The organism is Pontibacter vulgaris (genome assembly GCF_022758145.1).
GTDB lineage: Bacteria > Bacteroidota > Bacteroidia > Cytophagales > Hymenobacteraceae > Pontibacter > Pontibacter vulgaris.
The window spans coordinates 394746-409265 of the sequence record NZ_JAJVDH010000003.1; the positions used below are offsets into that span (position 1 = coordinate 394746).

General features: G+C 46.6%; 11 protein-coding genes. 8 read left to right on the forward strand and 3 right to left on the reverse strand.

Annotated features, from left to right (window positions below; all coding sequences use genetic code 11):
- Positions 1–7 precede the first annotated feature (7 nt).
- Positions 8–301 (reverse strand): HNH endonuclease, encoded by a 294-nt coding sequence (locus LWP20_RS07075; RefSeq protein ID WP_242927420.1) that lies wholly within the window; start codon positions 299–301, stop codon positions 8–10.
- A 167-nt stretch (positions 302–468) separates the two neighbouring features.
- On the opposite strand from LWP20_RS07075, the gene LWP20_RS07080 reads away from it, so the two are divergent.
- From LWP20_RS07080 to trxA, 3 genes are all read left to right on the forward strand, one after another.
- On the forward strand, positions 469–1713 hold the full coding sequence (locus tag LWP20_RS07080; protein ID WP_242927421.1) for an MFS transporter: 1245 nt from the start codon (positions 469–471) through the stop codon (positions 1711–1713).
- 239 nt (positions 1714–1952) lie between these two features.
- Positions 1953–2867, forward strand: a complete 915-nt coding sequence (locus LWP20_RS07085; protein ID WP_242927422.1) for a glycerophosphodiester phosphodiesterase — start codon at positions 1953–1955, stop codon at positions 2865–2867.
- A 29-nt stretch (positions 2868–2896) separates the two neighbouring features.
- On the forward strand, positions 2897–3205 hold the full coding sequence (gene trxA / locus LWP20_RS07090; protein WP_242927423.1) for a thioredoxin: 309 nt from the start codon (positions 2897–2899) through the stop codon (positions 3203–3205).
- A 63-nt stretch (positions 3206–3268) separates the two neighbouring features.
- On the opposite strand, the gene LWP20_RS07095 is transcribed toward trxA, so the two are convergent.
- Entirely contained in the window at positions 3269–4639 is a 1371-nt protein-coding gene (locus LWP20_RS07095; protein ID WP_242927424.1) for a sensor histidine kinase, read from the reverse strand.
- Positions 4629–6008 carry a sigma-54-dependent transcriptional regulator gene (locus LWP20_RS07100; RefSeq protein WP_242927425.1) on the reverse strand — a complete coding sequence of 460 codons (1380 nt, stop codon included), beginning with the start codon at positions 6006–6008 and terminating at the stop codon, positions 4629–4631. The genes LWP20_RS07095 and LWP20_RS07100 overlap by 11 nt, the downstream gene beginning before the upstream one ends.
- 296 nt (positions 6009–6304) lie before the next feature.
- Between LWP20_RS07100 and LWP20_RS07105 the strand changes: the two genes are divergently transcribed.
- The 5 genes from LWP20_RS07105 (at position 6305) to LWP20_RS07125 (ending at position 14388) form a co-directional block, all read left to right on the forward strand.
- Positions 6305–7555 carry an efflux RND transporter periplasmic adaptor subunit gene (locus LWP20_RS07105; RefSeq protein WP_242927426.1) on the forward strand — a complete coding sequence of 417 codons (1251 nt, stop codon included), beginning with the start codon at positions 6305–6307 and terminating at the stop codon, positions 7553–7555.
- A 131-nt stretch (positions 7556–7686) separates the two neighbouring features.
- Positions 7687–8406 carry an ABC transporter ATP-binding protein gene (locus LWP20_RS07110; protein ID WP_242927427.1) on the forward strand — a complete coding sequence of 240 codons (720 nt, stop codon included), beginning with the start codon at positions 7687–7689 and terminating at the stop codon, positions 8404–8406.
- Complete coding sequence (locus LWP20_RS07115; RefSeq protein WP_242927428.1) at positions 8387–10795, forward strand: ABC transporter permease; 2409 nt, start codon at positions 8387–8389, stop codon at positions 10793–10795. Before LWP20_RS07110 ends, LWP20_RS07115 begins: the two co-directional genes overlap by 20 nt.
- A 334-nt stretch (positions 10796–11129) precedes the next feature.
- Entirely contained in the window at positions 11130–13001 is a 1872-nt protein-coding gene (locus tag LWP20_RS07120) for a M61 family metallopeptidase (RefSeq protein ID WP_242927429.1), read from the forward strand.
- Positions 13002–13032: 31 nt separating this feature from the next.
- Positions 13033–14388, forward strand: a complete 1356-nt coding sequence (locus LWP20_RS07125; RefSeq protein ID WP_242927430.1) for a TolC family protein — start codon at positions 13033–13035, stop codon at positions 14386–14388.
- Positions 14389–14520: the final 132 nt, after the last annotated feature.

Here is a 14520-nt window from a genome sequence, read left to right on the forward strand (position 1 = left end):
AATTGTTTCAGCGCCTGCTCCTGCCGCGCCGGTTCGAAATGCGCTCCAACCGTTTCGATCGTACCCAGTTCAGGTATTTTTGCAAAGGCTCGGCTTGCTGCAGCGCCGGAATTGTGTTGTAAAGTATGGCCAGCTCCCGGTTACTGAACGTGAGGTGTAAGGTACTGTGGCATGGCTGGCACAGTTCGGCAATAGCGCCGTAGCGGCCTCCCTCCTCGCGCGGTACCAGGTGGTGCCGCGAAAGCAATTGCACCTCTCTGCCACAAAGCTCACATACCTGTTCCTGCTGCTTTTTTGCCATAACTATACTTACTTTCACATTTGCATTGGTTCTAAAGAGAACAATTACCTGGTTTGTATGGTTTAAAATGGCTGAAGGTTACAACACGTAAATGAGCATGACCGGAGATTTGCACAGCCGCAGCATTCGCGTACCTTTGCAACCTTTTGCTAACCAGCTATAAAACTATGAAGCCCGATAATGAAACTATATTTGCCTTACCAGCCGATGAACAAGTACCTAAAACGGTCATCCGCGAGGGGCTTCTTATTTTTATACTTGCCGCCATCCAGTTCACGCACATGATGGATTTTGTGATCATGATGCCGCTTGGCCCACAACTGATGCGCGTGTTTAATATTTCGCCGCGCGAGTTCGGTTTTCTTGTATCAGCTTATACTTTCAGTGCGGCCATTTCCGGTTTCCTGAGCGCTCTTTTTGTTGATAGATTTGACAGGAAGCATGCGTTGCTGGGTTTATACTTAGGCTTTACGGTTGGTACGCTGGCATGTGCAGTTGCTCCTACATTCGAGTTGCTGCTGGTAGCGCGTATTATTGCAGGCGGTTTTGGCGGTGTGCTGGGTGCGCTGGTGCTGGCAGTTATAGGCGATGCGATTCCGGAACAGCGACGTGGTGCAGCTACCGGCAAAGTAATGGCGGCATTTTCGGTGGCCTCTATTGCCGGCATTCCGGTTGGCTTATACTTAGCCAGTATAACAAGCTGGCATGCACCATTTTACCTGTTGGCAGGTCTTAGCTTCCTGATGCTGTTATTTGCCATGAAGTTTCTTCCAGCTATGCGCGGCCACATGAGCAGCGTAACGAAAGACAGCCCGTTCCGGGTGCTGCATGAAATGGCTTTAAACCGAAACCTGCAGTGGGCCATGGCGCTGATGGTAACGCTTACCATGGCAGGCTTCCTGGTAGTGCCTTTTGTTAGCCCTTACATGGTAGCTAATGTAGGTTTCACAGAAAAAGACCTCAGCTTTATCTATCTTTTCGGAGGGCTAGCTACTATGTATACTTCGCAGTTGGCAGGCCGCCTGGCAGATAAGTATGGTAAGCATAAAATTTTCACAATTGCCGCTTTTATATCGCTCATACCAATATTGCTGCTTACAAACCTGCCACAGGTAAGCCATTTTATAGCCTTGGTTGTAACTACTTTATTCTTTATATTTTTCGGAGCGCGTTTTGTGCCCGCCATGGCCCTGATCACCTCCAGCGTAGAACCCCGCCTCAGAGGTAGCTTTATGAGTATAAACTCCTCGGTGCAGCAGCTGAGCGCAGGTATAGCAGCATTTTTGTCCGGGTTTATAGTGCAGGAGGCAGCCGATGGCACTTTACTGCATTATGGCTGGGTAGGTATTCTGGCCTGCCTTATTACCTTGGTCGCCATCTGGGCGGTGCGCTACATTAAACGGGTAGGCTAAAAGTATAAAGCAACCCTATCAGGAAAACCACGGCTATACGCTGTGGTTTTTTTGTTTGGGGCAATTATTATTTCCTGAACAGTTTATAGTTTAAACAGCAACCTCGGCAACCTTCCTTAGTATAAGCTATGGTATTAACCAGTTTGCAGGCCCGGATTACATATTCAAAACTCAGGCCTGCAAGGCAACAGCTTTGCACAAATTCTTCAAAGCTTTTTAAGATCCATCGCTTTTAACTCATGAATAAAATTTATACTTACTGCACTGCAATTGCCCTCATACTTTCCGTTTCAGCGTGCCAGAAACCCGATATTCATAACATTAAAAATTTAAATGATGGGCGGGTAATGGTAATAGGGCATGGAGGCGGTGGCTTTCAATCCATTTTTAACCCGATTCCGGCAAACAGCGCGGCCTCTGTTTATAATGCCTTAGATAAACTCGCCATAGATGGTGCAGAGCTGGATGTGCAGCTTACAAAAGATAAACAGCTTATACTTTACCACGATGCACAGCTTAACTCACAAACTAATTGCCAGAGCTGTGTTAGTGAACAAAATCTTGCTGATTTAAAGGCCTGCACTTACAAGAATAATTTACTGAGACAGGGCAAACCCGAAGAGGAGTTGCTATTGCTGGATGATGTATTGAAAAAATACGCCTCGGCATCAAAAAAGCCCTTCCTGTTTCTGGATACCAAATTACTGAACGAGTGTAACCCTGCTAAACTGCCCGATCCTACAGAATTTGCTATTGCCATACATAAAATTGTAAGCAAGTATAAAGCTCAGAACTGGGTGTATGTAGAAAGCAGCTCAACAGATCTATTGCTGGCCTTACAACAAATGAGCCCTAAAACACGGTTAATTTATTATACCAAAAGTATAGATGATGGTATAGCTACGGCCACAAAGTATAAATTTGCAGGCATTACCACATTTAATAACCTGATATCAAAAGAACAGATTAAACAGGCGCATGAAAACGGTTTGCTGGTAAGCGTACTGGGTGTAAAATCTTACAAAGGGCTGCGTGAGGCGATCGATAAATATCCGGATGCTATACAAACAGACAACGTTCCGAGGCTGGCACGCATGCTTCGCCACCAGAGTGGTACAGCAAAAAAGCAACAACTTGTATTAACAATACCGTAAGTAGGCTAGGCACTATTACAACTGAAATTATGGCAAAGAAATCATTCGCAGAACTTATAAACAGCCCGGGCATGCCGGTACTTGTTGACTTTTACGCTGACTGGTGCGGCCCCTGCAAAACCATGAACCCAATTGTGCAGCAGGTAGCCGGTGAGTTCGCGGGTAAATTAAAGGTTCTGAAAGTAAACGTTGATACCAACCAGGCCGCTGCAGCGCAATACAAAGTACAGGGCGTACCTACATTTATACTTTTCCATAAAGGCCAGATCGTCTGGAAGCAGGCAGGCGCTGTTCCGGGGCATCAGCTTTCACAAATTATCCGGCAGCATGTAAGCTGATTCCGGGAAGTATGAATTTTGAATAACTGAATAAAAACCAGTTGAGGATATTCAACAAATACCTCACGCATTAAATACCAGCGTAAACGTAGTTGGCCCACCCGGCTGGCTGCTTACCCTGATGCTGCCGCCATGCTGCCGCATGATCTGTTTTGATAAACTCAGGCCGATACCCGAGCCTTGTTTTTTTGTGGTATAAAATGGAATGAACAGCTTATCCAGCACATCGGGCTCAATGCCCGGGCCGTTATCCTGCACTTTAATGTATACTTTGCTCATATCCTGCTCTTCGCGGTAAGCAATTACCTGCACGCAGGGCGCCTGCTTGCTATCACAAGCTTCCATTCCGTTTTTAACCAGATTGATGAGCACCTGCTCTATCAGTTCCGGGTCAGCAGTAATTTCCAGTTTTTCATCGGGTACATAAAATTCAAATTGCACGCGTTTAGCTCCCGGCTGTGTCTGCATTAAAGTATGCACCTGCTTTAGCAGCTCCGTTACATTTACAGTTTGCAATTCCGGGGTGGGCACGCGCATCAGGCGGCGGTAGTTTTTAACAAAGTGCAGCATGCCGGCGCTTCGTTTTTCTATTGTTTGCAGGCCATCGCGTATATCCTCGAAAACTTCCCGATCCGGTACTTCGCCTGCTTTATACTTTGCTTCCACATCGTACTCCACCATGTTATTTACAGTAGATGCCAGCGAAACCACAGGCGTCATGGAGTTCATGATCTCGTGAGTAAGTACCCGTATCAGTTTCTGCCAGGTTTGCAGCTCCTGTTCTTCCATTTCAGAGCGTATGTTCTGCAACGACACGATCTTGAGCGTTTGCCCCTGCGATACCAGCGTGGATGCATGCAGCGTCAGCATCAGCTCATCCTGATGTGGCTTCATAGTTACCAGCCTTTTCTCATTGTTCTCCATCTCCAGCAAAACCTCCACCAACTCCTCGCTGATACGGTTAAGGGCATGTATATTTTTGAGATAAGGCGTGTGCAGCATATCCATGGTAACATGGTTTACCAGGTTTATTTCACCTGCTTCGTTAAAGCACAGCAACCCGATGCCCACATGCTCTACGATAGCCTGCAAGTATAAATGATGGGCCTGCTTATCGGATTTTATTTTCTGGAAGGCAGTAGAAATATCGTTAAAAGCCTGATAAAGATTACGGTACGACGGATCGGCACCCTGCACGGCAAAGCGTTGCGTAAAATCCGAATGGCGGATGGCCTCCAGGAAACCAGTAATATCGCGGTTAGTACGCTCCACATAATGTACCAGATCGTAAATCAGCAGCAACATAAACAAACCAACACAAACAGATGCTATGTGCCAATCTGTACGGTAAAGTATGAGTAGCAAGGCCACCATGCTTAATAGCAGCAAAGCTACGCGAAGCAGCAGTCTTACCCTGAAACGGTTATAGGCCATGTTTCTCGATGCGGCGGTAAAGTGCAGTACGGGTTATTCCGAGTTCTTTAGCAGCGTGCGTAATGTTGCCGGCATGTTTTACAAGCGCTTTCTGCACCATCATTTTCTCAAGTGCTTCCAATGTATAATCGCCGGTGGCTGTTGTTTCTCCGCTGCCCTGCTTGTGTTGGTTATCATCCGGTGCCAGGTAAAAATCATCTGCCTGCAGTTCATCTTCATCGCAAAGTATAACGGCACGTTCCATGGCATGGTCCAGCTCGCGTATGTTACCGGGCCAGTGGTATTCGGTCAGGCGGCGCATGGTATCTTTGGCAATGCCCAGTTTTTTCCGGTTATACTTCTCGCTGTATACTTTCAGGAAATGCTCAGCCAGCAACTTTATATCTTCGCGGCGTTCGCGCAACGGCGGCAACACAATCTCTACTGTATTAATTCGATAGAGTAAATCCTGGCGGAAGGTACCCTGCTTTACCATATCATAAAGCGGCATGTTGGTAGCGCAAACCAGCCGGATATCTATAGGCCGTGGCTTGTTTGTTCCCAGCCTGATAACCTGCCTGTTCTGCAACACCGACAATAATTTTGCCTGCAAGGCCAGCGATAAGTTTCCGATCTCATCCAGGAAAAGCGTACCTCCGTTGGCGGCTTCAATTCTGCCGGCACGGTCTTCTTTGGCATCGGTAAAGGCCCCTTTTGCATGGCCAAAAAGCTCGCTTTCAAAAAGTGTTTCGCTTACGGCACCTAAGTCTACTTTCTCGAACACATTAGCCGCCCTGTGCGATTTGCGGTGCAGGGCGCGGGCCGCAACTTCTTTACCGGTTCCATTTTCGCCAAGTATGAGAACGTTGGCATCGGTGGCGGCTACTTTTTCTATGCTTTGGTAAACGCGCTGCATCGCCGGCGAAACACCAATAAAATCAGCGTAATGATAGGCCGTTTTGTTTTGTTCGGCAGCTTCGGCAGTTCGTCTGGTTTTGCCTTTGCCCTGCTGGCAGGCTGTTTTAAGTATGGCAACCAGCTTATCGTTTTGCCACGGTTTCAGCACAAAATCGGTTGCGCCCTCTTTAAGAGCACGCACGGCCAGTTCTATATCGCCGTAGGCCGTCATAAGTATAACAGAAACCGATGGGTTAAGGCTCAGTATCTGTTTAAGCCAGTATAAACCCTCTTTACTTGATGTAGCGCCTGCACTGTAATTCATATCCAGCAGCACCACATCTATTTTCTGCTCCTGTAAAAGCAAAGGTATCTGGTAAGGGTCTGATGTTGTTACAACCGAAGCAAAGTGTTGCTTAAGCAGCAGCCTTCCGGCAACCACAATGTCCTGGTCATCATCCACTATTAAAATGTTACACGGCTCTTTACTCATAGGTACCTATAGCTTTTAACTAAGGTAAAAGTATGTTTTTTTGCTTCAAATTACCAACAGGCCCGGCCTGCCTGAACTATAGATGATCTGGTGCAACAGGTTTATACTTCTATTACTACGATTTCGAAACAAAGGCAGTGTTCGCATGCAGACAGTGCACTGTACGATACCGGACAATATATACATAGTCAATTTTCGATATTTAAATATAAATTACTGAAATACAATAACTTACAAATATCGGCACACTTATTGAAAAGCTCAAAACACATGACTATGAAAAAACTATCTACACCATGGACCGCGTAATCGAAAAAAAGAAATTTACACCAAAAAAAATAGCTGTAGTTACGGCTGTTTCGCTGGCTGCCGTAGTGCTGGTATACAACCTGCTGTTTGCCGAGCATACTTCCAAACTTAACGTCGATAGCCAGCGCGTAACTATAGGGCAGGTACAGAATGGCAACTTCCAAGAGTTTATCGCTATCGATGGTTCTGTAGATCCGCTTAAGACTTTTTTCCTCGATATTACAGAAGGTGGCCGTGTAGATAAAATATTTACAGACGATGGCCGCATGGTGGAGAAAGGCGATACCATCCTGAAGCTGTCCAATACTACCCTGCAGATCGATTTTATGACGCGCGAAACCCAGTTGTACGACCTGATGAACGAGCGCCAGAACTCAGAGATAACCATGAAGCAGGACCTGATACGCAAGCAGAATGAACTCGCCGAAATAGAGTATAAACTCACTTTGGCCGAGCGCGCCTACAAGCGCAACAAAATGCTGTTTGATGAAAAAGTAGTTGCCCGCGAAGAGTTTGAAGCATCACGCGACGAATACGAATACCTGAAAAAGCGCAAAACCCTCGGAGACCGTTCTGTAAAGCAGGATGCCCAATTAATGGATGAGCGCCTGCGCCAGTTAGACGAGTCCATCAGCCGCATGAAAGCCAACATTAACATGGCACGTGGCACGCTGAATAACCTGTATGTAATTGCACCTTTCACGGGCCAGCTTTCCACGCTTAAAGCCGAGGTGGGCGAGTCAAAATCGCCGGGAGAAAACATTGGCCAGATAGATGACATGAACGGTTACAAAGTAAAAGCTGCGATAGATGAACATTACATATCGCGTGTGTACCCGGGCCAGAAAGGCAATTTCGAGTTCAACGGTAAAAAGTATGATCTAACGGTTTCCAAAGTGATTCCGGAAGTACAGAACGGCACTTTCCAGGTTGATATGGATTTTGCCAACGGCACCCCGGAAGGCATACGCCGCGGCCAGACCTTGCAGATACAGCTTAACCTGAACGAAGGGGCCAAAGCCATGCTGTTGCCACGTGGTGGCTTTTACCAGAGCACCGGCGGTAGCTGGGTGTTTGTAGTGGATAAATCAGGTGATTTTGCTGAAAAACGCAACATTAAGCTTGGCCGCCAGAACCCGCAGTATTACGAAGTGCTGGAAGGCCTGAACCCGGGAGAAAAAGTGGTTCTTTCATCTTACGACACCTACGGCGACATAGACCGCCTTGAACTTAAATAGATTTAGAAATTTAAAGATGTGAAAAAAGCTTAATAAAACAGGTTCATTTTCAAATCTTCAAATCATAAAAACCGCCCTTAGTACAAAATAAAACTATCCGAAACGAAAAACTCTAAACGTAACAAAACATCATGAACAAGGAAGAACTAATTATAGAAACAAGACAGCTGGAGAAAAAATATGTAACTGATACGGTTGAGACCACAGCCCTTGCAGGCGTAGACCTGCGCATTAACAGAGGCGAGTTCGTGGCTATCATGGGCCCTTCCGGTTGCGGAAAATCTACCTTGCTGAACATACTTGGCTTACTCGACAGCCCATCTGGTGGCTCCTTGAAATTCCTGGGCCAGGAGATAGGCAATTCTTCGGAGCGGCAGCGTGCCAAACTGCGTAAGCAAAACCTAGGTTTCGTGTTCCAGAGCTTTAACCTGATAGATGAGCTGACAGTGGAAGAAAACATTGGCTTACCGCTGGCATACTTAGGTGTATCTAAAGCCGAGACAGAACGCAGAGTGCAGGAAGCCATGGAGCGTATGGGCATTGCGCATCGTCGCAGCCATTTCCCGCAGCAGTTATCCGGGGGCCAGCAGCAGCGTGCCGCTATCGCCCGCGCCGTTGTTTCAGACCCTAAACTTATACTTGCCGATGAACCTACCGGTAACCTGGATTCGGTGCACGGTCGTGAGGTAATGGCCCTGCTTTCAGAGCTGAATGAGCGCGGCACAACTGTGGTTATGGTTACACACTCCCCTTCTGATGCCGAGTATGCGCACCGCATTGTTAATTTATTTGATGGCCAGATCGTGACTGAGAACATCAACTCCAGAAAACATGCTGCAGAACTACTTTAAAATAGCCATCCGCAACCTTGTGCGTAACAAGGTATACTCGGCTATTAACATAGCCGGGTTAGCGCTTGGCGTTGCTTCCTGTATACTTATTTTCTTGTATGTGCAGGATGAACTCAGCTACGAGAGTAACTTCAGTAAAGCCGACCGCATTGTGCGCGTGGTGGGAGAAGTGAATTTTGAAGGACAGCAGGATAACTTTGCCGTTACGCCGCTCCCACTAGAAAACGAGGTACGCAAGTTTGCCGGTATACAAACAGTTACACAGTTATCGAAGCTGAACAAGCAAACCATCTGGTACAACAACCAGGCCTTCAGCGAAGATAACCTGCTAATTGCCGACAGTTCTTTTTTTACCGTATTCGATTACAAGTTTATAGTTGGCGACCCTGCTACTGCCCTGGATGCCCCTAACACAATTGCCCTTTCAGAAGAACTTGCAATTAAATTCTTCGGCAATGCAGAACAGGCCTTGGGCAAAGTGCTTAAGTTCAGCAACGATTCTTATAAAGTTACCGGTGTGTTTCGCAACGAAAAACATTCACACCTCGATCCTTCCGGGCTTGTATCCAATATGTCGGTGCGTAACCGTTTGTCTCCTGTAGAACTCAAGAACCTGTGGTTTAATTTAAATTACTATACCTATATACTTTTGCCTGGAGAGGCACAGAAAAGTGGTATTCAGCAGCAGCTGGACAACCTGACAACCAAAACAATAAACCCTTGGCTAAAGGAGAACAGACTGAATGCGCAAATGCGCTTTTTGGTGCAGCCTCTTAAAGATATTCATTTTGATTCGCGCTACGCCCACGGCCTCGCTCCTACAGGTAACATGGCGTATGTTTATATTTTTAGTGCAGTTGCCGTTTTCCTGCTGCTTATTGCAAGTATAAATTACATGAACCTGGCTACTGCCCGCTCTGCAAAACGTGCAAAAGAAGTAGGTTTACGCAAAGTTGTCGGGGCCGACCGCACACAGCTGGTCAGCCAGTTCCTGGGCGAATCATTGTTGTTAACTATACTGGCCATGTTGCTGGCGCTGGCTTTAGTGGAGGTACTACTTCCGAGCTTTAACACGCTTACCGGCAAGTATTTCACCTCGGGCTTGTTCCTGCAGTGGGAGTTTATGCTGCTGCTACTGGCCATCATACTTCTGGTTGGCGTGGTAGCCGGCAGTTATCCTGCATTTTTCCTCTCGCGCTTTAAACCTGCCGATGTACTTAAATCGGATAAGATGCCAAGAAGCGGAAGCGCCATCCTGCGCCAGGCACTGGTTGTAGTGCAGTTCAGCATTTCCCTTATCATGATCATCGGTACAATTGTGGTTTTTGCCCAGATGCGCTTTCTTAAAAACTCTGACCTGGGATTTAAAAAGGAGCAGATATTGGTAATTGATGTTCCGTATGGCGATTCTACACTGGTAAAACGACTGCCTGTTATCAAGCAAAAGCTACTGCAAAACCCAAATGTAGTTCAACTATCAAACTCCCACAGCATACCTTCCGAGTCGCTGAACCGCACCCTCATGCTGGTAGAACAAGACGGAAAAATGGTGGAGAAGACAATAGACATAATGGCGGTAGACTATGATTTTATACCTCTGATGGGTATTGAAATGCAGGCTGGCCGTAACTTCTCCAAAGACTTTAAGTCAGATGTAGATGGTGGTTTTATCATTAATGAAGCTGCTGCAAAATGGCTTGGCTGGAAAGACCCAATTGGTAAAAAAGTGAATACCGGCGATACGACACTCGTTGGTAGAAACGCCAAAATAATCGGGGTTGTTAAAGACTTTCATGTTCAGTCGTTGCATTCGGAAGTAAAGCCGCTGGCACTTGAACTGAGACCGGAATCTCCGGGCTACCTGCTGGCACGCATTGCACCGGAGAACCAGGAAGCAACCATACGATTTGTTGAAGAGCAATGGAAACAGTTCGACCAGAAACATCCGATGGAGTACTTCTTTATGGATGAGTTCTTTGACCGCCAGTATAAAGCTGAAGAAAAAATGCTGACCGTGTTTGGCTACTTTGCCGGCCTGACTATACTTATTGCCTGCCTCGGCTTGTTTGGTCTGGCATCTTTTACGGCTGAGCAGCGCACCAAAGAAATAGGCATACGCAAAGTGCTGGGTTCATCTACCGGAAATATCGTGCTGCTGCTTTCTAAAGATTTTGCCATACTGGTTGTAATTGCCATTATACTTGCCAGCCCGGTGGCCTGGTACGGCATGAATAAGTGGCTGCAGGACTTTGCGTACCGCACCGATTTAAGCTGGTGGATATTTGCCCTGGCCGGTACAGCGGCACTCATAATTGCTTTACTTACTGTAAGTTTCCAGGCTGTAAAAGCCGCTACTACAGATCCGGTTAAAGCCATAAGAACAGAATAAGCTGGTTTGTATAAGTTGTTTTAAGGTGAGACTTCAGGCGGTGCAGCCAGTCAGCTGCCCGCCGGAGGTTCCTTAAAGAGTCTAATATAAAGTATAGCTACTGGTAAACACTTATACTTTAGCAGCCCTGCAGGGAACTAAGATTTTAAGAATAGGCCTGCCAGCAATAGTTTATCTAGGAAAACAGCCTGCTAGTCGAAAAGGGTGACAAGCTATTTGCCAAAATAGTAGTTTTAAAGTATAACCGGCTCAATTACAAGTATAAACACGCTGACTTTCCATACAATAAAACCCTAATCCGACCTTGGTTCGTTAACTGACGAAAACAACGATCATGATGCTAAAGAAAACGATACTTCTGCTGGGCCTTGGCCTCCACCTTTGCTTTTCAGGTTTTGCTAATGGCCAGGATAAAGCCGGCCAAAAGTATAACTTCACCCTGGACCTGACCAACGTGCAAAACGATAAGGTAATGGTAACAATGCTTGCGCCAACTATCAGCCAGAACGAGATCGTGTATAACATGCCTAAGATTGTGCCGGGCACTTATTCCGTATCGGATTTCGGTAAGTTTGTAACAGATTTTAAAGCGTTTGATAAAGCCGGAAATCAACTGAAAGTTGACAAGCTGGATACGAACCGCTGGAAAATAAATAACGCCACTGCCCTGTATAAAATCTCTTACTGGACCGACGATACTTTTGATGCTCAAACGAAAGAAGAAGCCATTTTTGAACCGGGCGGCACAAACATCGAGGCTAACAAGAACTTTCTGCTCAACACCTTTGGTTTTATCGGCTATTTCGATGGCATGAAACAGGTACCTTATGAGCTTAACATTACCAAACCAACCGGCTTTTATGGCTCAACGCCACTAAAGGCAGTTTCTACCACGGCAACTGCCGATAAGTATGTAGTGCCGGATTACATGGAGCTGGCCGATTCACCGCTGATGTATAACAAGCCCGATACTACCATCATCAACCTCGGCAAAACAGAAGTACTGGTATCGGTTTATTCACCAACCGGGCGTGTTACTTCAGCGCCTATCGCTGAAAACGTTAAAAGTATACTTGAAGCACAACGCAGCTACCTGGGCGGCACCCTGCCGGTTGATAAGTATGCTTTCATCATTTACGTGCCTGAACGCCCGGGTAAATCAGGTTCTTATGGCGCGCTGGAGCATTCCTATTCATCGGTATACTACCTGCCAGAAATGCCAGCCGAACAGTTTAGCACCACCATCCGGGATGTGGCCGCACACGAGTTCTTCCATGTGGTAACGCCGCTTTCCATCCACTCCGAAGAAATCGGCAATTTTGATTTCATTAACCCTAAAATGTCAAAGCATTTGTGGCTGTACGAGGGTGTAACAGAATATTTTGCATCACATGTGCAGGTATATGAAAAGCTTATTCCGATTGAGGATTTCATGCAGAAGATCCGCGAGTACATCATCACTTCCAGAAGTTACTATAACGATACGCTGCCATTTACCGAGATGAGCGCGCAGGTGCTGGATAAGTATGAAAAACAGTATCCGAATGTGTATCAGAAAGGGGCTCTGATCGGGATGACACTGGATATTAAGTTGCTCGAATTATCAGACGGAAAGTATAGCCTGCGCAACCTGATGCAGGACCTGGCCAAAACCTACGGCAAAGACAAACCTTTTAAAGACGAAGAGCTTTTTGATAAGATTACAGAGCTTACTTACCCGGAGGTCCGCCAGTTTTTTGCCCGTTATGTAGAAGGCCCGGAGCCACTGCCTTTGCAGGAAACTTTTGAAAAAGTTGGAGTAGAGTACCAGCCGGTATCCAAGCAGAAAATTAACTCTTATGGTGGTTTTACGCCCGGCTACGACCAGAATGCCGATAAAATAACCGTTGCTGATACCGAAGACCTGGATGCTTTTGGCAAGAAACTGGGCTTTAAAACAGACGATCAGTTGCTTACTATGAACGGCAAAGAAATTACGCCTCTTACCATACGCGACATTATCGGAACCCAGTTGCAGGAAATGAAGCCAGGTGAGCCGATCGTGTTTGAGGTTGGAAGAAAGAACAAAGCTGGCAAAATCAAAAAGAAAAAACTAAAGGGCAAAGTAATGCAGGTAGAAAGAGAAACACTGTATGTGCTGCAACCTGCCCCCGACGCTACGGAGCAGCAACTGAAGCTGCGGGCTGCATGGCTTAACCTGAAATAACAAACACCGCCACTAAGTATAAAATAAAACTATGAATCGTTTTTTTACCAGAGCCCTGCTCCAAAAGCTGGGAGGGCTACTTTTTTGCTCGTTTTTTTCTGTGCAGGCACAGGCGCAGCAGGTACTTACGCTGGAGCAAAGTATAACTTTGGCTCGGCAGCACAATGTAGCGCTGCGGCAGGCGCAATACAACACAACCAAAGCCGATGTAAACCTGCGCCGCACACAATTTGCCTACCTGCCAACCCTAACAGCCCGCGCCGATGCCAGCCGCATTAACGGTCTTACCTTCGATAATGTATCGGGGCAGGTGCGGCGCGGCAATACTACCACTTCTAACCCCTACATTGTGGGCCAGCTGGTGTTGTTTGATGGTTTTTCAAGGTACTTTGAGCTGAAAAAGGCAGCTGCACAGGCGCAGGCAGGCAAGTATAACCAGGCACAAGCCGAAATTGAGATGGAAGCTACCGTAACAGGCTATTTCCTGCAAGCTATACTTGACCGCGAAAACATTAACATCTCGAAAGACCGCATTGCCTTACTGCAGTCGCAGGTACAGAAAATGGAAAAGCTGGAAAAAGCCGGCACCAGAACAGAACAGGATGTATACCAACTGAAGTCGCAACTGGCCACCGAGCAGCTAAACCTGATTACAAACGAAAACAGCTACCGTGCTTCGGTGCAGGCGCTGGCGCTGCAACTGAACGCAGGTCCCGATGCCAACTACGAATTACAGGCTCCAACCACTACCATAAATATTTCTGCTCCGCTACTTCCCCTGGATTCTGTACTGGCACGGGCTCTGGCTCACTCGCCGCAACTGAAAGCTGCAAAAGCAAGTCTGGATGCCTCCAAACATAGTATGAAAATCGCACGCAGCGGCCTATCTCCGACGCTCTCGTTAGATGGCATTGTGGGTTCTAACTATTCCAATAACATACAGGAGCTTAACGCTGAAACAAACACCTATCAGAAAATTCCATACTTTGAGCAGCTTGATCAGAACCAGCAGAAGATAGTGCAGCTAAGCCTAAGTATACCGGTGTTTAAAGGCCTGAACAGCCACTTCGAAACACAGACTGCACGTCTTGATCTGCGCAACGCGGAACTTGATTATGTAGCCGTGCAGAACCAGTTACAGCAAACTGTTCAGAAAGCTTACCAGGATGTACTGGCGGCCCGCGAAAAGTATACCACCGCCCAGGCCAACATCGAGTATGCCGACAAAGCTTTTGAAGCGGCAAAGCGCCGTTACGAGGCCGGAACCATAGATCTGTTCTCCTACATGGAATCGTTGAACAATAAAAATAAAGTACAGGCCGAGCTGCTGCAAAGCACCTGCGAATTTTACTTCAAGCACCGTATTCTGGAATTGTACCAGGGATAAACTATTATTTTAAGATTTATACTTCTGAAGCCGCACCCAAACCGGGTGCGGCTTTCTGTATTTTAATGCATCTAAAAAATTTATAAACAATTGGCCTGCCTGCGCGTTACTTTGCCAAACATTGTAGTGCAA